At 67.8% G+C, this 21,609-nt stretch carries 13 protein-coding genes and 2 tRNA genes; 8 read left to right on the forward strand and 7 right to left on the reverse strand.

What is annotated here, in order from left to right; genetic code table 11:
• Positions 1-95: 95 nt before the first annotated feature.
• Complete coding sequence (locus tag BST10_RS17905; RefSeq protein WP_083039559.1) at positions 96-1,658, reverse strand: helicase HerA-like domain-containing protein; 1,563 nt, start codon at positions 1,656-1,658, stop codon at positions 96-98.
• A gap of 75 nt (positions 1,659-1,733) precedes the next feature.
• Between BST10_RS17905 and orn the strand changes: the two genes are divergently transcribed.
• The 3 genes from orn (at position 1,734) to BST10_RS17920 (ending at position 3,690) form a co-directional block, all read left to right on the forward strand.
• On the forward strand, positions 1,734-2,390 hold the full coding sequence (gene orn / locus BST10_RS17910) for an oligoribonuclease (protein WP_083039561.1): 657 nt from the start codon (positions 1,734-1,736) through the stop codon (positions 2,388-2,390).
• Positions 2,391-2,426: 36 nt separating this feature from the next.
• A tRNA-His gene (locus BST10_RS17915) sits at positions 2,427-2,499 on the forward strand.
• Between the two features lie 591 nt (positions 2,500-3,090).
• Complete coding sequence (locus BST10_RS17920) at positions 3,091-3,690, forward strand: VldE C-terminal domain-containing protein (protein ID WP_083039609.1); 600 nt, start codon at positions 3,091-3,093, stop codon at positions 3,688-3,690.
• A gap of 14 nt (positions 3,691-3,704) precedes the next feature.
• Here BST10_RS17920 and BST10_RS17925 read toward each other — a convergent pair whose 3' ends face one another.
• Complete coding sequence (locus tag BST10_RS17925; RefSeq protein WP_041317548.1) at positions 3,705-4,934, reverse strand: L,D-transpeptidase; 1,230 nt, start codon at positions 4,932-4,934, stop codon at positions 3,705-3,707.
• A 154-nt stretch (positions 4,935-5,088) separates the two neighbouring features.
• Here BST10_RS17925 and BST10_RS17930 point away from each other — a divergent pair.
• The 3 genes from BST10_RS17930 to BST10_RS17945 all read left to right on the forward strand — a co-directional run bounded on the left by BST10_RS17930 (position 5,089) and on the right by BST10_RS17945 (position 7,929).
• Positions 5,089-5,161, forward strand: a tRNA-Lys gene (locus BST10_RS17930).
• A gap of 433 nt (positions 5,162-5,594) precedes the next feature.
• On the forward strand, positions 5,595-6,314 hold the full coding sequence (locus BST10_RS17940; RefSeq protein ID WP_371869084.1) for an HNH endonuclease family protein: 720 nt from the start codon (positions 5,595-5,597) through the stop codon (positions 6,312-6,314).
• Positions 6,315-6,918: 604 nt separating this feature from the next.
• Positions 6,919-7,929 (forward strand): hypothetical protein, encoded by a 1,011-nt coding sequence (locus BST10_RS17945; RefSeq protein WP_013828325.1) that lies wholly within the window; start codon positions 6,919-6,921, stop codon positions 7,927-7,929.
• 68 nt (positions 7,930-7,997) lie between these two features.
• On the opposite strand, the gene BST10_RS17950 is transcribed toward BST10_RS17945, so the two are convergent.
• Entirely contained in the window at positions 7,998-8,225 is a 228-nt protein-coding gene (locus BST10_RS17950) for a DUF3618 domain-containing protein (RefSeq protein WP_013828324.1), read from the reverse strand.
• Positions 8,226-8,321: 96 nt separating this feature from the next.
• Between BST10_RS17950 and bcp the strand changes: the two genes are divergently transcribed.
• Together bcp and BST10_RS17960 are read left to right on the forward strand one after the other, a co-directional pair.
• A complete protein-coding gene (bcp, locus tag BST10_RS17955) occupies positions 8,322-8,807 on the forward strand; it encodes a thioredoxin-dependent thiol peroxidase (RefSeq protein WP_013828323.1) in 486 nt (161 codons plus the stop codon).
• A gap of 24 nt (positions 8,808-8,831) precedes the next feature.
• Positions 8,832-9,305, forward strand: a complete 474-nt coding sequence (locus tag BST10_RS17960; protein WP_041317545.1) for a VOC family protein — start codon at positions 8,832-8,834, stop codon at positions 9,303-9,305.
• A 6-nt stretch (positions 9,306-9,311) separates the two neighbouring features.
• Here BST10_RS17960 and BST10_RS17965 read toward each other — a convergent pair whose 3' ends face one another.
• The 4 genes from BST10_RS17965 to BST10_RS17980 all read right to left on the reverse strand — a co-directional run bounded on the left by BST10_RS17965 (position 9,312) and on the right by BST10_RS17980 (position 21,598).
• On the reverse strand, positions 9,312-10,658 hold the full coding sequence (locus BST10_RS17965) for a dipeptidase (protein ID WP_083039565.1): 1,347 nt from the start codon (positions 10,656-10,658) through the stop codon (positions 9,312-9,314).
• 99 nt (positions 10,659-10,757) lie between these two features.
• The gene (gene acpS, locus BST10_RS17970) at positions 10,758-11,147 is read right to left on the reverse strand and encodes a holo-ACP synthase AcpS (RefSeq protein WP_013828320.1); all 390 of its coding nucleotides are present in this window, start codon (positions 11,145-11,147) and stop codon (positions 10,758-10,760) included.
• 11 nt (positions 11,148-11,158) lie between these two features.
• A complete protein-coding gene (locus tag BST10_RS17975) occupies positions 11,159-20,434 on the reverse strand; it encodes a type I polyketide synthase (RefSeq protein ID WP_083039568.1) in 9,276 nt (3,091 codons plus the stop codon).
• 441 nt (positions 20,435-20,875) lie between these two features.
• On the reverse strand, positions 20,876-21,598 hold the full coding sequence (locus BST10_RS17980) for a DUF1906 domain-containing protein (RefSeq protein ID WP_083039570.1): 723 nt from the start codon (positions 21,596-21,598) through the stop codon (positions 20,876-20,878).
• Positions 21,599-21,609 lie beyond the last annotated feature (11 nt).

The following is a 21,609-nucleotide window of genomic DNA, read 5'->3' on the forward strand; positions in this document are numbered from 1 at the left end:
CGTCTGGACCAAAACCGCCGACCAAATCCTGGAATCCATCGCCAACTACTGCCGACGAATTAATGACTCAGGACACTAGCGGGTCGCCACCGAGATCAGCGCTTGCGACGGCCGGTGCCCATCGCGCCCCGCGTGATCTGCCCGACGACCACGGTGGTGACCGCACTCACCACCCGCTTGCCCTCCCGGGTGGACAGGAAGTGGCTGAGCCAGCGCCCGAAGCGTTGCCACCAGCGCAATCGCTTCGGCTCCGGCACTGCGGCGCCGTCACCTTGTGGGGGTCGGCTGCCCTGCCCGGCCGCCAGCTTCTCGGACAGCAATTCGTAGGCCGATTCCCGATCGACGGTGGGTCCGTAGGTGCTCTGCAATGAACTGGCTTTGGCGGCTGCGGCGACAGCGTCGGCGCCGATGGCCGCCATCAATGACCGGGGCGCCCGCAACCGGGTCCAAGCGACCGGGGTCGGAGCACCGCGTTCGGAGAGCACGGTAACGATCGCTTCGCCGATGCCCAGTGACGTCAACGCCGACTCCAGCTCGTACACCTTGGTTTTCGGATAGGTGCGCACCGTCTTGCTCAGCGCCTTCTGATCGTCGGGGGTGAAGGCGCGCAGCGCGTGCTGGATGCGTGCGCCCAGCTGTGACAGCACCGCGTTGGGCACATCGGTGGGCAACTGCGTGCAGAACAACACGCCGACGCCCTTGGAGCGAATCAGTTTGACGGTCTGCTCGACCTGTTCCAGAAACGCCTTGGAGGCATCGGTGAACAGTAGGTGCGCCTCGTCGAAGACGAACACCAGCTTGGGTTTGTCGAGGTCGCCGACCTCGGGCAGGAAGGTGAACAGGTCGGCCAGCACCCACATCAAGAAGGTGGAGAACAGCACCGGGCGCGCCGCCTGGTCGCCGAGTTCCAGCAGCGAGATGATGCCGCGGCCCTGCGAGTCGAGCCGGATGAGGTCCTTGGGGTCCAGTTCCGGTTCCCCGAAGAAGGTGTCGGCGCCCTCGGCTTCCAGATTGACCAGTGCCCGCAGGATCACCCCCGCGGTGGCCGGCGACACCGCGCCCAGCTGCTTGAGCGCCGGCTTGCCCTGATCGCTGGTGAGGTAGCTGATCACCGAACGCAGATCCTTCAAGTCCAGCAGCAGGTAACCGTTCTGATCTGCCCAATGGAAAATCAGCCCCAGCGTCGACTCCTGGGTGGCGTTGAGTCCCAGCACTTTCGACAACAGGATCGGGCCGAAGCTGGAGATGGTGGCCCGCACCGGCACACCGATACCGTCGGTGCCCAGTGACAGGAATTCGGTCGGGAACTCAGTCGGAGTCCACTCATCACCGGTATCGGTGGCGCGTTCGGTGATCTTGTTCCCCGACTCACCGGGCCGCGACAGCCCGGACAGATCGCCCTTGACGTCGGCCATCACCACCGGCACGCCGGCCGCGGACAGCTGCTCGGCGATGACCTGCAGCGTCTTGGTCTTGCCGGTGCCGGTCGCGCCGGCCACCAGCCCGTGGCGATTCAAGGTGGCCAGCGGGATGCGGACCTGCGCGGTGGGGTCGGCGGCGCCGTCGATGACGACCGTGCCCAATTCCAGGGCCTGACCCTCGGCGGTGTAGCCGGCCGCGATCTGCTGTGCGGCGTTCGCCGCCGAATCGGGACTCACAGGCCACGACATTACTTGGCCGCAGGGCACCGGTATGCGGCCACGGGGGCGGCGAACGGCTAACCTGGGCTACTTGTGAGCGCTGCGCGAGACGAACTGGTCTGGATCGACTGCGAGATGACCGGCCTGGATCTGGGCTCGGACAAGCTGATCGAGATCGCCGCGTTGGTCACCGACGGCGAGCTGAACATCCTCGGCGACGGTATCGACGTGGTGATCCACGCCGACGACGCCGACCTGGACGCGATGAGCGACGTCGTGACGGACATGCACACCCGGTCGGGTCTGATCGACGAGGTCAAGGCTTCGACCGTCGACCTGGCCACCGCCGAGAAGATGGTGCTCGACTACGTCCGAACCCACGTCAAACAGGCCAAGACGGCTCCGCTGGCGGGCAACTCGATCGGCACCGACCGCGGTTTCCTGGCCCGCGACATGACGGCCCTCGACGACTACCTGCACTATCGGATGATCGACGTCAGCTCGATCAAGGAGTTATGCCGGCGCTGGTATCCGCGGATTTACTTCGGGCAGCCGGAGAAGGGGCTGGCGCACCGGGCACTCGCTGACATCCATGAATCCATCCGCGAGCTCAAGTTCTACCGCCGCACCGCGTTCGTCGCCCCTCCCGGACCGCCTACCAGCGATATCGCCGTGGTCGCCGCGGAACTGGGACCGTCAGCGGAGGCGTCCGGGGTAATCGATTCGGTTGCCGAGCGCCCAAGCGGCTAGTATCGACGACGCTGCTCGCTTCGGCGGGCAGCAATGGTGGCTGTAGTTCAGTTGGTAGAGCACCAGGTTGTGATCCTGGGTGTCGCGGGTTCGAGTCCCGTCAGCCACCCCGCAGGTCAGGCCCCCTTTCGAGGGGGCCTGACTCGTTTTTGCAGAATGGCGCGCCCGACTCTCACGACGCGGCTGCGAACGCAACGAGCACGGCTTTCATCAGGCGGTTCCCCTTGACGGCGGTCAGCGAAGGGTGTCGGGGCAGATCGTGTGTTGTGCGATGGAGATGACCCTTGGGCCGTCGCCCCCTTGAAGCGCCGTAGCGCGTCGCGCATGTGCATGGATGAGTTCTTCGGTTCGCGGTAGCCGATCTCGACCTCCAACGGCTTCGGGCTGTCTCCACGTGGGAGAACTCGATCCGCCTTGTCAATGGCCAAGTTGAAGTATCTGCCCGACATCCGACGTCCTTGCCGCAGGACCAGCAGTCCCGCCACCATCAAGGGTCAACATCACCTACGCTCCCTGATCGACGCTGGTCAGCGCCCCTTGTCGGGGCTGCCGACACGGGCTCGAGTCCGGCGAGCCCGCCCCCAAAACGTGTCACTGCGGCGCCTTTTTGTAACGGCTCCTGGCGTGCCGGGTTTGGTATCGAAGTTACATTTTGGTTACGGTTCCCTGCGTGCTCACGCAAGGACTGCTTGATCTGCGCATGAAATCCACGGTGCTAGCGGCGACGGCTGTGTTGCCCGCCGCCGTTTTCTTGGCCGGCGGTGTCGGCGCTGAGCCGCCCAACAATGACGAGGCCCTGCCTGCGGGTGCCGCCGACGCGCCGCCGCCCCCGCCGCAGGACTGGGGGCCGCCGGCGCCCGACCTGGTGACCAACTGGTCCATGCCGGCGCCGCAGGCGCTGCCGCCCGGCATCGCCAATGAGCGCGGCATGCAGGTCAAGACGATCCTCCTGTCGCGCAGCATCAGCGAGGCGTTCCCGCAGGTGCACAACATGATCGGCGTACGGCCGGACGGGCAGCGCTGGCACCCGTCGGGCTTGGCGATCGACATCATGATCCCCAACCCGGGCAGCCCGGAGGGTATCGCCCTCGGCGATGAGATCGTGGCCTACGCACTGCGCAACGCCGGCCGGTTCGCGCTACAGGACGCGATCTGGCGCGGCACCTACTACACGCCCGCCGGGCCCAGCGGCGGAGGCAACGGCCACTACGACCACGTGCACATCACCACGTTCGGCGGCGGCTACCCCAACGGCAGCGAAGAGTACCTGCGCGAAGAAGGCGAACCGGCCCCTGCCTGACGCCCGCTAGGGCATCAGCGAACCGGATCCTGCGCGTTGCCGGCTTCCCACTGCGACCAGGGCACATTCCAGTCGCCCAGGCCCTCGGTGCCAGGCAGCAGCGGCCCGCTCGTATTGCTGATCTGCACCACGTCGCCACGCTTGACGTGGTCGTAGAACCACAATGCGTTGCTGGGACTGACGTTGATGCAGCCGTGGCTGGCGTTGGAGTAACCCTGGGCGCCCACCGACCACGGCGCCGAGTGCACGAAAATCCCGCTGTAGGAGATCTGCGTGGCCCAGTCCACATCGGTGCGATAGCCGTTGGGTGAGTTGACCGGCACTCCGTAGGTCGAGGAATCCATCACGATGTGCGGGAAACGTTCGCCGACGATGTAGGTGCCGTTGTTCGTCGGCGTGCTGTCCTTGCCCATCGACACCGGCATAGTCTTGACGATCTCACCGTTGATCCGCACCACCATCGATTTGGTGTTGTCGTCGATGGTCGTGATGACCTCGTCGCCGATGACGAAGTGACTCGAGGCGTCGTCCTGGCCGAACACGCCGTTGCCCAGATCCACGCCGTAGGTGTTGACCGCCACGTCGATCCTGGTCCCGGGCTTCCAGAACGACTGTGGGCGCCACCGTACTTCGCGGTTGTTCAGCCAGTAGAACGCGCCCGCCACCGGCGGATCGGTGGTGATCTTGATCGCCTTTTCGGCCGCCACCCGGTCGGCGATGTTCTCGTCGAACCGGATCGCCACCGGTTGACCGACGCCGACTACCTCGCCATCGCGGGGCATGACATACGGCATGGTCAGGTTCTGCGGCGAATGGGTCTGGAACGTCATCTGCCGACTGGTCACCCCGCCCAGCCCCAGCGATTTGGCGTTCATCGTGTAGCGCTTGTTGTAGCCGAGCGGCTCGGTCGTCGACCACGTCAACCCGTCGGGGCTGAGCTTGCCGTCGACCACCGCACCGTATTCGTTGACCATGGTGACCGAATCGAGCACGCCGTCTTCGGCGGTCACCGTCACAGGTGCGTCCACGGCCACGCCGACCGCCTTGTCGGTGACCGACGCGGTGACCTTGGGCACCAGCAGATCGGCGAACGGGGTGCCCTTGTCGGCGATGATCTTCGCCGCCTCCGCGTCGGCATTGCCGCCGCAGGCGCTCAACCCCCACACCGCAACCGGCACCATCAGCACTGCCGCCAGCCGGGACCGATACCCCCGGCAGCGCTGTGTCGAACGAACCTGCCCCATGCTTTTTCCCACCTGACCCAGCTCAAACTGCTCGCCCGCAGTGTAATGGGTAATCGGGTGTGCCGCTCCGCCGTGCAATCCCGGCCCCGTGCCAGGTGATTTTTCTCCGCGGTGCGGCGCCTGTTATTGTCGTCCTCGCGGTCGTGACCGCCCAGCGCCGTTAGCTCAGTTGGTAGAGCAGCTGACTCTTAATCAGCGGGTCCGGGGTTCGAAACCCTGACGGCGCACAGCTCAGAGGCTGTTTTCGGCCTCACCAGAGTAGCCAGATCCATTGGATGTTCATTCTTTATGAGCCGCGCGGAAAAGCTGTCACAGCACTCCCACGAAGTGGCCCGGCTTGAAGAGGCTTCCGCCAGCCAGCAGCGGGCCACCGCGAACGCTTCGCAGTCAGCGCCATTTGACCCGACGGGCAAACCGGACATGGGGCGAATCGATGGCGCTGACGACGACCGCGACCAGACTGGCTGACGAGAGACGCACCGGGTAGCGCTCCACCCGATCCACCAGCTCTCATCGCGGCCGTCGTAGTTCAGCGGGGAACGGGAACGTGGTCTCTCCAGAACGCCCCCGACCAAGACGGCATAGATGTTCACTGCAACGCGATCGACCTTTTCTCTAACGCAACCTCGGAGAAACGGGAAGTGAACTACTGTCCATGCAGTGAGCAAGCCCGTGCGAATCGCGCTCATCTCCGCCATCGCCTGCGCGGTCTTCTTCTTTGCCATCGTCCTGGCAACAGACCACGGATCGACCGCCTCCACCGTCGTCACATCGAACTATCCCACCACCTCACGCGCAGTCGCCGCCCCCAGCCCCGCCCTGGCGAAGCTCAACACCCTTCCCATCAAAGGCCGCGCACCCAAAACCCACTACGACCGCGCGCTCTTCGGAAAGCCATGGTCCGACGACGTCACCGTAGAAGGCGGCCACAACGGCTGCGACACCCGCAACGACATCCTCCGCCGCGACCTCACCGGCGCCGGCTTCAAGCCCGGACGCCAAACCTGCATCGTCCTGTCCGGAGCACTCCGCGACCCGTACACCGGCGACACCATCCTCTACCAGCGCGGGCCCGGATCATCGAGCCGAATCCAGATCGACCACATCGTGCCCCTCCTCGACGCCTGGCAGAAAGGCGCGCAATCCTGGGACTACATGACCCGCCGCAACTTTGCCAACGACCCCGTCAACCTGCAAACCACCACCGCAGCGGCCAACCGCCAGAAAGCCTCCGGCGACGCCGCCACCTGGCTACCACCGAACAAGACGTACCGATGCACTTACGCCACCCGCATCATCGACGTCAAAACGCGCTACGGACTCTGGGTGACTCAGTCCGAGCGTGACGCCTTGGCCCGCGTTCTTGCCAATTACTGCTAGCCCAGCAGCTTGCCCAACGACCGCTCGGTGAGCTGTCGCTCATATTCGATGGATCGTTTCGGGTCGCCACGAAATCCGTCGTCATTCATCCTTGATGGGCGTTAGCGACACATACCTAGCCACATCTACACCCCTCCGTTCCGGAGCATATGCGCTGGTAGTCCCAGGTTTCCGTTAGCCATAACAACCTGCCGGAGCAGCAGCAGTCGGCCAACACATTCGCAGACGCTCCTGCGTCTGCCTCACACTTGCCTCAGGCCTGGTGCGACAACCTGAACGGTAAGTGTATTCGCTGGCCTTCTCATTTGCTGCTGTGCAGGGGTCCGCGACTAACGCGGTCCGGAGCCGCCACCTAGCTGGCCTCCACACTTGCCTGGGGTTTCGGGCGAGGGCCGTGACGGCGTCGCCGCCCGGGTTTGCTCCGCCCAACTGAGCGCCTAAGCACTGGGCATATGCCAAGGCAATACCTCAGGCATACCTAATGTTCACCCAGCGTTTCGAGAGTTAGGTTAGCTTTCCCTATGGATCGCCGTTATTGTCGGGCTCGCAGGGTTCTGTACTCAAACTCTCGGGTACCGTACAGCAAATCGACAAGGAGCTAGCTGTGGAGTTCGTCCTACATCTCGATACGACCCGGCGCAGTGCCGGGCAGGCGACCCGGATCGCGGCCGCCGGCATCGCGTTAGCAGGAGCGGGCCTGATCGCCGTCAACCCGGTTGCGCCGGCCCTGCAGGACTTCCGGCACCACGCTGTGCAGTTGACGGGCTGGGAATCGCTGTTCGAGCGGACCAATGAAAGTATCGCCGCGCTGACGGAGAACTCCAACGTCAACGCGCTGCTGGACCAGTACGCCAGCAACCAGAGCGACTACCTTCAGCTGATCATGGGCATGGAAAACGTCCCGCTGGACATGCGTCCCCAGGACCTCCCAGATGGACGGACCATCACCTCGGGCTTCGCCGGCATCGAACGTGCGGTCGACCTCTTGATCAACGGGGACGGCGGCCAGGCAATGGCCGAAGGTCACTTCAAGTACCCGGGGTTGGAAGAGCTGATGAGCCAGATCAGCGGGAGCGAAAACAGCTTCGAGGCCTTCAACTACGTGAACATCTGGCTGCTGTACGGCATCGAGGAGGCAGGCAAAGCCCTGGGCCCGGTGCTGTCCATCCCCGCACTGGAGGCGATGAACCAGTCCAGCCTGCTGAACGAGTTCATCGGCCCCCTCGTTGGTTGGGCCTTCATCAAGCAGGCCAGCGATGCACTGATGGCGCCAACAATCGGTGCCATATACCAGCTGGTTGAGAACATCGGCGCTGCATCCGGCGGCGACCTGGAGGCACTGTTCAACCTGCCCGCGGACGTGCTGAACAGCTACCTCAACGGGTACGTCGTGCCCGAGACCGGCGACGTCTTCACAGGTCTGCTCACCGAAGGTGGCATCGTCGACCTGCTGACGAATGAATGGGCGGCACGGGCGGCCGAGGCGATCACGGTGGGCACCGCGCATCTGCCGGTCAACGCCGTGGACGTTCCCGACCCCGGGGAGGCCGGAGCCGACCTGTTTGATGGGGACTTCCTGTCAAGCCTGTTCGACGGCAGTATCTGGGGCGCCTGACAGTTACGGTGCACGACGGCCGGGAGGGACTTGGTCCTTCCCGGCCGTTTGCATTAGCGCAGCTGGGCTCAGCGGTTGCGGACCCGGCGAATCGCCAGGACCACTAGCAGGCCGCCGATGCCGGCCAGCGAGGCCATCACCGCGGGTTTGGTGACGATCTCGACCGCGCGGGTCTTGGCGCGCTCGGCCAGGTGCCGGGGGTTTGCCCGATCGGCGAGGATGTCGACCGTCGACGCCAGCTGCTCGCGCGCGGCATCGATGTCTTTCTTGATCGTGTCGGGATCGCGCTCCGCCACTGTCGTCCTCCCTGTCCGCCTGATGCTGGCCCTGCCGAACTACCCTAGAGCAGCCGGGCGTGGTCTCACGCTCCGGCGAGCAGAAAGGGGCTTTCAGTGGAGGACCGAGCGACCGAGTCCGTACGCCTGACGCCCGGCGACGAAGCGCCCGCGTTCAGCCTTCCCGACGCCGACGGCAACACCGTGTCACTGGCCGACTACCGGGGACGACGGGTCGTCGTCTACTTCTACCCGGCGGCCTCGACGCCCGGCTGCACCAAGCAGGCCTGCGACTTCCGGGACGATCTGGGTGACTTCAACGACGCCGGTCTCGACGTCGTCGGCATCTCCCCGGATAAGCCCGCCAAGCTGGCCAAGTTCCGCGACGCCGAAGGGCTGACGTTTCCGCTGCTGTCCGACCCGGACCGCACCGTGCTGGCGGCCTGGGGCGCGTTCGGTGAGAAGAAGATGTACGGCAAGACCGTACAGGGCGTCATCCGCTCGACGTTCGTCGTCGACGAGCAGGGCAAGATCGCCGTCGCGCAGTACAACGTGCGAGCCACCGGTCATGTGGCCAAACTGCGGCGGGACTTGTCGGTATAGCCACTGCTTGGCAAGGAGCAGCTCATGCCCGTGACGCGGACCAGTTTGTGGTTCGACACCCAGGCGTTGGAAGCCGCCGAATACTACGTCTCGATCTTTCCCGATTCGACGGTCAGCGACATCTCGTACTGGGGCCCGGAGAATCCCGAGCGCGACGGCACCCCGCTGGAGGTGTTGTTCGATCTGGACGGCCGGGCGTTCTCCGCGATCAACGGCGGACCGGACTTCACGTTCAACGAGGCCATCTCGATCCAGGTCTACTGCGCCGACCAGGCGGAGGTCGACTACTACTGGGAGAGGCTGGGCCGCGGCGGTAAGGAAGTTCAGTGCGGCTGGCTCACCGATCGCTACGGCCTGTCCTGGCAGGTGATCCCGCAACGGCTGTCGGAGTTGATGACCGATCCGGACCGCGAGCGCGTGCAACGGGTGAAGCAGGCCATGTACGCGATGGTCAAACTCGACATCGCCGGGCTGGAAGCAGCCGCCGCCGGGCCGTGAGTGGCCCTACCCGGTCGACGTGCCCAGCTTCGCCAGCAGTAGCGCCTCGGCGGTCGCGGCGCGTTCCAGCACCCCCAGGTGCAGGCTCTCGTTGATGCTGTGCGCCTGCGCTGCCGGATCTTCCACCCCGGTGACGAGGATCGTGGCCTGCGGGTAGGCAGCGGCGAATTCCGCGATGAACGGAATCGAACCACCCATACCCATGTCGACCGGTTCGACGCCCCATGCTTGCCGGAAAGCGGCCCTGGCGGCCTCGTACACCGGGCCGGTGGCGTCGATGGCATACGGCTGGCCGATATCACCGGGGGTGACGGTCAGCTGCGCGCCCCACGGGACATGTTGTTCCAGATGGGATTTCAGCGCGTCCAAATGCTTTGCCGCGTCACCTCCGGGAGCCACCCGCATGCTGATCTTGGCGCGCGCCCGTGGGATCAGCGTGTTCGACGACGCCGCGATGCTGGTGGTGTCGATACCGATGACGGTGATCGCGGGCTTGGCCCATAGCCGCTGCGGCACCGAGCCGGAACCGATCTCGGCCACCCCGTCGAGCAGGCCGGTGTCGGCCCTCACCCGTTCCGGCGGGTAAGCCGGGAAATCCGAAGGCCCCCGCCCTTCTTCGTGAAGTCCTGCAACTGCGACGTTGCCGTCGTCGTCGTGCAGACTTGCCAGCAGTCGGACCAGTACGCTCAGCGCATCGGGCACCACGCCGCCCCACAACCCCGAATGCAGGCCGTGGTCCAAGGTGGCAACCTCCACTACGCAGTCGGCCAGCCCGCGCAGCGACACCGTCAACGCCGGAACCTCGGTGCTCCAGTTGTCGGAGTCGGCGATGACGATCACATCGGCGCGCAGCGCGTCGCGGTGCGCGGCGAGTAGCGCGCCCAGTGACGGCGAGCCGGACTCCTCCTCGCCCTCGATGAAGACCGTCACCCCGACCGGCGGTCGGCCGTCGTGTGCCCGGAAGGCCGCCAGATGTGTTGCGATGCCGGCCTTGTCGTCGGCGCTGCCGCGGCCGTAGAGTCGGCCGTCGCGCTCGGTCGGTTCGAATGGCGGCGACGCCCACTGGGTCGCGTCGCCCTCGGGCTGCACGTCGTGGTGGGCGTAGAGCAACACCGTCGGCGCGCCTTCGGGCGCGGGATAGCGGGCGATGACCGCTGGTGCGCCACCCTCGGCGACGATTCGCACGTCGGGAAATCCCGCTTGGCTCAGCAGGTCTGCGGACAGTTGCGCGCTGCGCTGCACTTCGGGCCGGCGCACCGGGTCGGCCCACACCGATTCGATGCGCACCAACTCCTCCAGATCAGCCCGTACTGACGGCAGGATGTCGTGAACTCGCTGAACCAGATCGCTCATGGCGTCGAGGTTAGCGGCTACCCCGCCCGGCGCGAGCGTGCGCAGAATGCCGATTTCGCGCGGCGCGCCGTGTGCAAACACGCACGCTCGCGGCAAAGGTTAGGCCTCCAGGATGGCGACGGCGGCGGCGGTGTCGGCCTCATGCGTCAGCGACACGTGGATCGTCACGTCCGCCAGGTGGCGCGCGATGTCCCCGGACAGCCGCACCTTCGGGCGCCCCCACATGTCCGTCACGACCTCGATGTCGCGGTGAATCGCTTCCGGCAGCACCGGTTTCTGGGCGAACCGCGACCCCGACCACGCCTTGATCACCGCCTCCTTGGCCGCCCAGCGGGCGGCCAGGTGCCGGGCCGCCGACGAACTCTTGTCGGAGGCGTCCCGGCGCTCACCCGGGGTGAACGTCTCGGCGAATACCGTCCCGGGCTGGTCGACCTGCTCGGCGAAGTCGGGAATCGAGACAAGGTCGATCCCGACGCCAACGATGCTCATAACGGCCGAGGCTAACCGATGTAGACGTCGCCGTCGCCGAGCCGTGCCGCCGGGTTGAGCAGCATCGCCGACTCCTGACGCTTCTCCGACGTGTCGTGGTCGAACCGCCGGTCCGCGGGCCGCTCGTACATCGGGCGGCCGCCGGCGATCGCCGAGGCGAGCCGACGCTGACCGTCGAGCACACGGCTGGAAGCCTGCTCCAGGTACGCCTCGCGCTGGCTCGGGTCGAGCGCGGCCAGGAACGCCGCCGGGTGCACCAGCGCCACCAGACCGGAGACGTGACCGAAGCCGAGGCTGGTGACCAGCCCTGCCTTGAGCGGGAACTTCTCCCCGAGGTGCAGCGGCTCACGCACCCACACGAAGTGCCCGGCGGTGGCCAGCTCATCGTCGACGCAGTCCAGGCTGCGGTTGGGCGGGATGACCCCGTCGCGCAGCACTTGGCACAGGCCCATCAGCTGGAAGACCGCTGCGCCGCCCTTGGCGTGCCCGGTCAGGCTCTTCTGGCTGATCACGAACAGCGGCGCGCCGTCAGAGCGCCCCATCGAGTCGGCCAGCCGCTCGTGCAGCTCGGTCTCGTTGGGGTCGTTGGCCAGCGTCGAGGTGTCGTGCTTAGAGACCACCGCGACGTCGTCGGGCCCGACACCGAGCTTGGCCAGCGAGCGTGCCAGCAACGAGTCCTTGCCGCCCCGGCCGGCGCCGAGGGCCCCCAGGCCGGGGGCCGGGATGGAGGTGTGCACGCCGTCGGCGAAGCTCTGCGCGTAGGCCACCACCGCCTGCACCGGCAGGCCCATCTTGGCCGCCAGGTCGCCGCGGGCCAGCAGGATGGTGCCACCACCCTGCGCTTCGACGAAGCCCAGCCGGCGGCGGTCGTTGGCGCGGGAGAACTTCGAGTCGCTGATGCCCTTGGCGCGCATCATCTCGGTGTCGGCGGTGGCCGCCATGTCACCGAAGCCGATGATCGCTTCCAGGGTCAGGTCGTCGTAGCCGCCGGTGACCACCAGTTCGGCCTTGCCCAGCCGGATCTTGTCGACGCCCTCCTCGACCGATACCGCCGCGGTGGCACAGGCGGCCACTGGGTGGATCATCGCGCCGTAGGAGCCGACGTAGCTCTGCACCACGTGCGCGGCAACGACGTTGGGCAGGACCTCCTGCAGGATGTCGTTGGGCTTGGACCGTCCCAGCAGGTTGCCGTGATACATGGTCTGCATCGAGGTCATGCCGCCCATACCGGTGCCCTGCGTGCTGGCCACCAGCGACGGGTGCACCCAGCGCATCAGCTCGGTCGGGGTGAAGCCGGCCGACAGGAACGCGTCCACGGTGGCGACGATGTTCCACAGCGCCACCCGGTCGATGGAGGTGGCCATGTCCTGGCTGATCCCCCACACTGTCGGGTCGAACCCGGTCGGGATCTGCGCTCCCACGGTGCGCGACAGCTTGCTCTTGCGGGGCACCCGGATCTCGGTGCCCGCCTTGCGGATCACCTGCCAGTCGGACGAGTCCGGCACCGGACGCACCACGGTGTGCTCGGGGTCGAACTCGACGAACGCCCGCGCGTCGGCCTCGCTGGAGACAACGAACGAGAAGTCCTTGTCCAGGAAGACGCTGACCAGCAGCGGCGAGGCGTGATCGGGGTCGATCGCGCCGTCATCAACGAACTCGCGAATGCCCACCCGCTCCACCACGGTGTCGTGGTAGCGCTCGACGAGCTCGGATTCGTCGACGAGCTCACCGGTTTCGGTGTCATACCAGCCGGGGGTCGGGTCGTCTTCCCACTTGATCAGTCCGGTGGTCCAGGCCAGTTCGAGCACCCCGGCGGCCGACAGCTCGCCGGATACCTCCATCTCGAAACGGGTGCGCGACGAGCCCAGCGGGCCCAGTTCGGCGCCGCCGACGATGACCACCAGGTCGGCCAGGTCGACGTCGAGGTCGTCCCAGGCCGGCGGCGGCGCCGGGGTGTAACCGCGCGGCGGGCTCGGCAGTGCCGCAATGGTATTCGCGGACTCCGCGGCCTCGGCTGTGTCCTCTCCGGCAGCCGCCGTCATCTCCTCGCGGGCCTTGGCGGCCAGCTCGGCCATGTCCAGGTTCGCCTCGGCCAGCCCACCGGTGAGGTCTGCCTCGATCGGCGCGTTGGCCGCGGCCACCTTGGATTCGACGTCGCACAACCCCAACAGCATGGCCGCCATCTGCTCGGTCGAGTAGGTGGTGACGCCGGCTTCCTCGACCGCGTCGACGATGACGTCGTTGTGGCCCATCAGCCCGGTGCCGCGGGTCCAGCCGATCAGCGCGTGCGCCAGGCTGACCCGAGACGCCCACGACGACTCGGCTTTCCAGCGCGCCACCACCGCGTCCAGCGCGGCCTTGGCCTCACCGTAGGCGCCGTCACCGCCGAACATGCCGCGGTTGGGCGAGCCGGGCAGCACCACGTGCAGCCGGGAGGCGATGTCGCGTTCGGCGCCGATCTTCGACAGGCCGCCGATGAGCCGCTGCACCGCCCACAGCAGCACCTTCATCTCCATCTCGGCCCGCGCACCGGCCTCCGACAGGTCCCCGGCCACGCGCGGCGCGGCGAACGGGAACAGCAGCGTCGGGGTCTGCGCGTCCTTGAGGTGAATCGACTGCGGCCCAAGGTTTTCGGACTGCTCTGTGCCCACCCATTCGACGAGGGCGTCGATGTCGGCGTAGGAGGCCATGTTGGCCGGCACCACCCACAGCGCCGCCCCGAACCGGGCGTGGTCGCGGTAGAGGTTGCGGTAGAAGCCCAGCCGGTCGTCGTCGAGCTTGGAGGTGGTCGCGATGACGGTCGCACCGCCGTCGAGCAGTTGTCCGACCACCGACGCGGCGATCGAGCCCTTCGACGCACCGGTTACGACGGCGACCTCGTGGGCGTAACGGCCCTTGCCGGGGTTCTCCGCGCCCGCGGCGATGCGGGCGAACAGCGAGGCGTGAATCTGCCGTCCCGCCGCCAGCGCTTTGCCTTGCCACCAGGTCGCCTGGGTGGCGACGACGTGGCCGGTGCCTTCGAAGCGCTCGGCGAGCCGCGGCCAGTCGGCGTCGATGTCGCCCTCGTCGGTCAGCCACAGCTTGACCAGATCCTCGCGGGCGCTGGCCCAACGGTCGTCGAACAGCACCGCCTTGCGCCCGTCGAACACCGGCGCCACCAGCCGCGGCCAATCCGACCCCAGCTCGGCGCTGACCAGGTCGATCAGCTCGCTGTCGCTAGCGCTGTCCGGCGCGATCACCGCGTCATCCAGGCCAAGCTGCCCCAGCACCAACCGGGCCGCCGAGGCGAGCACGCCGTCGCGGCCGGTGATCTGCTCGGTGAACTCACCCAGCGCGGCGGCATCGACTGTCGCGGCGCCACCGCCGGCCGACGGCAGGCCGACACTGACGCCGTGCCGCGCCGCGACGGCAGCGACAGCACTGTCCACAACCTTGTCGACCGCGGCCGCGTCGGCCAGCGCGCCCTCGTGCAGGCCGCCCAGGGCACCGCCCCGCACACTGCTGCCTTCGCGGGTGCCCAGCGCCACCTCGACGGTGACGTGCTTGGCCCAGCCGTCGCCGAGCTCCCAGGTCTTCTTGACCCGTTCGGCGATGGCGGCCGGCCGCTTGCCCGACGGCCCGAGCACGGTGCGCAGCTGGTCGTTGATGGCGTCGGTCAGCACCGGGCCGTACGGCTTGTAGGTGCGCGCCAGCTTGGTCACCTGGGACTTCAAACCGGCCAGGTCGGCCTCGGCGGCACCGTCGATGGCGCCCAGGTTCAGCTCCGAACCCAAGTCCACCAGCAACTGGTTGCGCCGCGAGGATGCCCCGTCGGTGATGGATTCGATGGAGTCCAGCGCCTCGATCTGGTCGATACGCATCTTGGCGCTCAATGCGATCAGTGCCAGCGTGGCGTCGGCGGCGTCGAAGCCGATGTCGTCGGGACGCGGGCCGCCGGACGGCGCCGCAGGCGCAGCCGCGGCGACGGCGGGGGCGGCATCAGGCTCAGTCCGCCCTTCCGGCGCGCCGGCGTCGGAATCCTCGGCAACCGGCTCATCTTCCGGCTCCGGGTCTTCATCCGTGGCGAACAGCACCGCGGCGTCGCGCTCTGCGTTGAGCACTTCCACTGTGCTGTGGGCGTACTCGGGCAGCTTGAGGGTGTTGGTGGCCAGCCCGGCAACCGTCGGGGCCGACTTCACCCCGATCTCGACGAACCGCTCCACACCCAGACCGCCGGCGGCTTCCTCGATGAACAGCAGATCCTGGGTCTCGATCCAGCGCACCGGGCTGGCGAACTGCCAGGCCAGCAGCTCGATGACGACCTTGCGGCACAGCTCGGCAGGCTTCTCGTTGCGCCAGGTGTCGTAGTCGGCGAGCACCTCGTCCAACGGCTCGGCCGGCACCAGATCCCGGATCTCCTGGATGAACTCGCGGTCCAGGCTGAACGGCTTGGGCACCAGGTTGGGGATGTAGCGGCCGATGATCAGGTCGGGGTCCTTGTCCCGCGGCATGACCCGCTCCAGCGAACGCCGGAAGTCATCCACGCCGATACGCAGCACGCTGGAGTGGAACGGCACGTCGATACCGGGCACCAGGATGAAGGATCGCTTGCCACCGGAGATCTCACGACGCCGCTCCACCTCTTCCTCAAGGGCCTCCAAGCCGGCGACCGTGCCGGCGATCGCGTACTGCGAACCACGCAGGTTGAAGTTCACGATCTGCAGGAATTCCCCGGTGCGCTCGGCGATCTCGGCGACGAACGCGGTGACGTCGGCGTCGTCGAGGTCGATCTGCGAGGGCCGGATGGCGGCCAACCGGTAGTTGGAACGCCCCAGGGCATCACGCGGCACGATGTCGTGCATCTTCGAGCCGCGGTGGAACACCACCTCCAGCAGCGCCTCCAGTTCGTAGACACCGCTGACGCAGGCCAACGCGGTGTACTCACCCACCGAGTGGCCGCAGGCGATCGCGCCTTCGACGAACGCACCCTGCTCACGCATCTCGGCGACCTGCGCGGCCGCCACCGTGGCCATCGCCACCTGGGTGAACTGCGTCAGGTACAGCACGCCCTCGGGGTGCTGGTAGTGCACGCCGGAGGCGATCAGGGATGTCGGGTTGTCGCGCACCACGTGCAGCACCGAGAAGCCGAGGGTCTCGCGGGTGAACTTGTCCGCGGAGTCCCAGACCTTGCGGGCGGCCTTGGAACGGGCCCGGACCTCCATGCCCATGCCCTTGTGCTGGATGCCCTGTCCCGGGAACGCGTAGACGGTCTTCGGGGCGGTCAGCCGAGCGGTCGCCGACATCACCAGATCCGAGCCGATCCTTGCCGACACCTCCAAAACCTCGGCACCCAGGTCGATTCCGACCCGGTCGACCCGGAAGTCGACGTCGTCGCCGGGCTTGACCATGCCCAGGAAGCGCGCCGTCCAGCCGACCAGCCGGGCCGGCGGGCGGGCCTGGCCATCGGTGGCCGTGACCACGTGCTGAGCCGCGGCCGAGAGCCACATGCCGTGCACGATCGGGCCCCCCTCACCATTGGCACCGCCCAGACCGGCCAGCAGCGCGGCGGCCCGGTCGGTGTGGATCGGGTTGTGGTCACCGGAGACCACCGCGAACGGCCGCATGTCGACCGGCGCGGTCACGGTGACATCGCGGCGGCGACGACGCGGGGTGTCGGTGGCGTTGTCGGAAACCGCACCGCCGGCCCGGACCGGGTCGGTCAGTTCCGCGGCGCCGGTGCGCCCGCGGATCGCGAACCGCTCCTTGAGGGTCGCCAGCACCGTCCCGTCGGCTGCGGCAACCCTCACCGAGACCGGGACGACCCGACCGACCTCGGTGTCGGTGGCCGCCGAAGCCGTTGCGGTGACGGACAATTCGGCCGGCTCGGCCGGCAGCGCGGCCAGCAGATGCGCGGCGTGGTCCAGGTGCACCAGCGACAGCAGACCCTCGACGACGGGGAACCCGGCGTCGGTTGTCGCCGCGCCGATGGCGGCGAACACCGCGGGCCAGCACCGGCCGACCAGCGCGTCGGGCACGGTGGACAGTCCGGGCGCCAGCGGTGCGCCGAAGGTGGCGGTCACCCCGGTGTGGTCGGCGACCTGCTCCGGGTTCCACTCCACCGTCACGGTGGCGGCGCCATCGACCACTGGTGGCAACGCCCCCGGTCCGTCGACTCCGGCCGCGATGGCCAGCACCGCGCGCATCGCGGCGGCAGCGTCCTCGGTGGAGACCAGCGGGGTGGCGCCGTCGGCGACCGATGGCGGCACGGTGAAGCGAATGGTGATCCAGACGCCGGACAGCGGCACGCTGAGCTCGACGTTGCGGTCCGAACTGACCTCGAGACGCGCCCCGGTCGTCGGGTGGGTGGCCGCCCGGTTCTCCTGCACCTGCCATTCATCGGAGGCGCCGATCCGGTGCACCGGGTTGGTGGCGGTACGGCCCGCCCACAGCACGTCGGGCGCGTCGAGCAGTACGGCCAGCGGGCCGGTCACGTCGAGGCGGCCCTGACGGCGCGCGGTCACCGGTCGGGGCTGCACCCCGTCGTTCTTCGAGGCGGCCAGCACCTGGTCGATCGCCGCCTGCTCGAAGCGGTCCAGCAGTTCGCCGACCGGCTCGTCGACCCGGGTGATACCGGCCACGGCGGTGATGCCGGGGATGATGCAGACCTGCTCGGCGGTGTAGCGGGCGTCGTGCGCCTGCCACAGCGAGTCACTGCGCCACCAGCGGCGCACGTCCTTGTCGATCACCGGCACGAAGTTGACCGGCTTGCCCGGGGTCTTGCACAGCTGGGTGAAGAACGGCGCGTCGGCCGGGTGCAGCACGACGGTCTCGGCGTCGGGGTAACGGGCCACCAGTGCGGCGATGGCGTCAGCCGGACGCTCCAGGAGCGCGGCGTCGCCGACGGTGAACAGCGTCTCGATCGGGCCGGACTCAACCTCGTTGAGCCGGGCTTCGGCGCGCTGCAGCATCGAGCCGAACCGCTCCCGCCAGGTGTCGGCCAGCCAGGGGCTGCCCGGCGACGCGGTGTCAGCGGTCGAGTCGCCGTCGCCGATCGCCAGCTCCACGTACCGGCGCAGCCATTGCGCGTACGTCATCTCGGTGACGTCACCGAAGTAGGGCTTGGCAGTGTCGGCCAGCGCGGCGATGATCTCGTCACGGCGGGCGGCGACCGCGTCGCCGTCACCGGCGACCTCATCGAGCAGCCGGCCGCACCGTGAGGCGGTGTTGTCGATCTCGTGGATGTCGGCGCCGAGCTGGCTGCGCGAGGAGGCCATGCCGCCCTGGGCTTTTCCTGCGCCGATCCAGTGGTCGGTGCCGGTGGTGTCGACGAGCATCTGCTTGACCGCGGGCGAGGTGGTGGCCTCCTTGGTGGCCATCGCCGCGGTCCCCACCAGGATGCCGTCGACGGGCATCAGCGGGAAGCCGTGGTCCTGCGACCAGCGTCCGGACAGGTATTCGGCGGCACGCTCGGGGGTGCCGATTCCACCGCCGACACACAGCGTGATGTTGGGCTGCGAACGCAGCTCGGAGTAGGTCGCCAGCAGCAGGTCGTCGAGGTCCTCCCAGGAGTGGTGACCACCGGCACGGCCGCCCTCGACGTGTGCGATCACCGGGGTGGTGGGCACCTCGGCGGCGATGCGGATCACCGACCGGATCTGCTCGACGGTGCCGGGCTTGAACACCACGTGGCTGATGCCCGCCTCGTTGAGCTCGCCGATCAGCTCGACGGCTTCCTCGAGTTCCGGGATGCCGGCGCTGATCACCAAGCCGTCGAACGGGGCGCCCGACTGACGGGCCTTCTGCACCAACCGCTTTCCGCCGACCTGCAGCTTCCACAGGTAGGGGTCGAGGAACAACGAGTTGAACTGTACGGTGCGGCCCGGCTCGAGCAGCGTGGTCAGTTCGGCGACCCGGTCGTTGAAGATCTCCTCGGTGACCTGCCCGCCGCCGGCCAGCTCCGACCAGTGCCCGGCGTTGGCGGCCGCGGCGACGATCTTGGCGTCGACGGTGGTCGGCGTCATACCGGCCAGCAGGATCGGCGACCGGCCGGTCAGCCGGGTGAACTTGGTGTCGAGCTTGATCCGGCCGTCGGGCAGCTGCACCACCGACGGGGCATAACTCGTCCACGGCCGGGCCACCTCCGGCACGGCGCCGATGGTGAACAGATTGCGCTGCCCGCCGCGGGTGGCCACCGGCACGATCCCGATGCCCAAGCCGCGGATCACCGGTGCGGTCAACCGGGTCAGGATGTCGCCGGGGCCCAGGTCCAGGATCCAGCGGGCGCCGGCGTCGTGCAGCGCGGTGATCTCGTCCACCCAGTCGACCTGGTCCACCAGGATCGACTCGGCCATCGAACGCGCCAGGGCGACGCCGTCGGCGTCGAAACCGATCTGGGCGGCCCACTTACCGACGATCTCGATGCCGTCGGACAGCCGCGGCGAATGGAAACCGACCTCGACCTGCACCGGTTCGAAGACCGGCGCGAAGACCGCGCCGCCGCGCAGCTTGTTCTTGCGCTCGGCGGCCTCCTTGTCGGCGATCTGCTCGCAGTACAGCTCGAACCGTGACAGCTGTTCGGGGGTGCCGGTGATGACGACCGCACGCCGGCCGTTGCGGATGGACAGCACCGGCGGCAGCACGGTGCGCACATCGGTGGCGAACTCTTCCAGCAGTTCCTGGATGCGTTCCGGGTCGGCGTTGTTCACCGACACCATGGGCGGGCGGTCCCCGAGGATCGAGATGCCGCGACGGCGGGCCACCAGCGTTCCGGCGGCCCCCACCAGCTGGGCGATCGCCAGCAACTGGACGTCGGCGGTGCCCCCGGCTTTCAGCGACTCGACGGCCAGCACGCCCTGCGAGTGGCCGGCCGCGGCGACCGGCGGGGCGGCCGCCAGGTCCAGGCCCTGGCGTTCCAGTGCCCGCACCGCGGCGATCTGGGTGAGCAACACGCCCGGTACCGACACCGCGGCCGAGGTCAGCTGCTTGGCCGACGGGATCGGGTCCTCGGCGGCCAGCGCACGCACCCACTGCAGCGGCTCGAAGCCGATCGGCCGGACCACGACGAGTTCCTTGGCGACCGGCTCCAGCAGCAGGTCCGCCTCGCCGGCCAGCGTGGCCAACTCGGTCTCGATGCCGGCGGAGGAGACCAACTCCTCAAGAGACTCCAGCCAGGCACTGCCTTGGCCGCCGAAGGCCACCGCGTACGGCTCGCCGGCCGTGAGGCGATCCACCAGGGCGGACGAGGCGTTGGCGAACGGGCCCGAGCCGGTCCCGCCAGCGGACACCCGGTCATGTTCGTGGATCGTCACGTTAGATATCTCCCCTGCTCTGGAACATCGCGTCTTTGTTGTGCCTGCCGGCATGACCGGCTTGGCCCCGATCGGGCAGCGGGCTCTCGCGTCGTCGCGGCCGCGCTACAGCAGTAAGAGTGTCATAAGAACCTGTGCCGTTTCTGCAGCTAATTGGTTACTCGTGAGTTCTACGCTCGGGTAACCCACCTGCGGATATCACGCGCTCCGACCACGCTTCGATCGTCGGCGACCAAACGTCCTGCATGCGCGGGGTTACGGTCGAGTAGCCACAACAGCGCTGATCAAGGCTGCATTGTTATCTAATCGTTATGTTTGAATCCGGCCGGGTCAGGCGTCGTAGACAGCCACTGACGCAGTGTCAACCCGGCACCGTGATCCGCGCCACCCGACGAGCCGCCGCCGGGCCGCCCAGCCCGTGCCCTGTCGCCCCGGCGCGGGTCAGGCCCACTGACCGAACCGGGGCGTCAGGATCTGATTGATGTCGACACCGACGTCGCCGACCTTGCGCTTGTCGACCTCGACCTGATGCAGGTTGGCCACCTGGTGCGCGATACCGCCCGGCGAGCCCCAGTTGTGCTGCCAGAAGTAGGAACCCAGGCCGTCTTGCACGGCCCACTCGATGGTCTTGGAGTTGGCGTACACACCGGTACGGTGCTGCCCGATCACCGATTCCCAGCCGCGAAGGTAGGGGGCCACCTGCGCCCGGTACTGCTCGTAGGACGGGTCATCGTCGATGGAGGCGTAGATCGGGGCGTCGTCGGGGCCGCCCGCCGCGGCATGCAGGTGCGAGCCGCGTTGGGCGTGCTCGGCGCCGGCCTGCTGACCACCCAGCCAGTCGGCGGTCGCCTGTTTGCCGTACTGGTAGCAGGACACGATCTGCAGGCCGTTCTGGTGCAGATCGTGCGCCTCGGCCGGCTGGATCGGCTTCCCGAGCATCCAGTCGGCACCGGGCCGGCGATCCGAGACGTAGCGGATGGCGCCGACGGCGCCGGCTGCCCGGATCTCTTCGGCGGTCAGGACGCCGGCCGAGTAGTCCAGCAGGATGCCCAACGGCTCCGCCTGGGCCGTCGTGGCCGACACTGCCGATGCCGCGGCGCCCAAACCGATCGCGGCCGGGGCGGCCGCAGCGAATTTGAGCACGTCGCGCCGAGAAACCAACACGCGCCAAACGA

Source organism: Mycolicibacter algericus DSM 45454, assembly GCF_002086455.1.
In the GTDB taxonomy this organism is placed as follows: Bacteria; Actinomycetota; Actinomycetes; order Mycobacteriales; family Mycobacteriaceae; genus Mycobacterium; species Mycobacterium algericum.

What these genes read in the sequence shown, in the direction of transcription:
- BST10_RS17920 (WP_083039609.1), top strand. Translation starts at nt 3,091, where the DNA reads ATGAAATCCACGGTGCTAGCGGCGACGGCTGTGTTGCCCGCCGCCGTT.
- BST10_RS17925 (WP_041317548.1), bottom strand. Translation starts at nt 4,934, where the DNA reads ATGGGGCAGGTTCGTTCGACACAGCGCTGCCGGGGGTATCGGTCCCGG.
- BST10_RS17960 (WP_041317545.1), top strand. Translation starts at nt 8,832, where the DNA reads ATGCCCGTGACGCGGACCAGTTTGTGGTTCGACACCCAGGCGTTGGAA.
- BST10_RS17965 (WP_083039565.1), bottom strand. Translation starts at nt 10,658, where the DNA reads ATGAGCGATCTGGTTCAGCGAGTTCACGACATCCTGCCGTCAGTACGG.
- acpS (WP_013828320.1), bottom strand. Translation starts at nt 11,147, where the DNA reads ATGAGCATCGTTGGCGTCGGGATCGACCTTGTCTCGATTCCCGACTTC.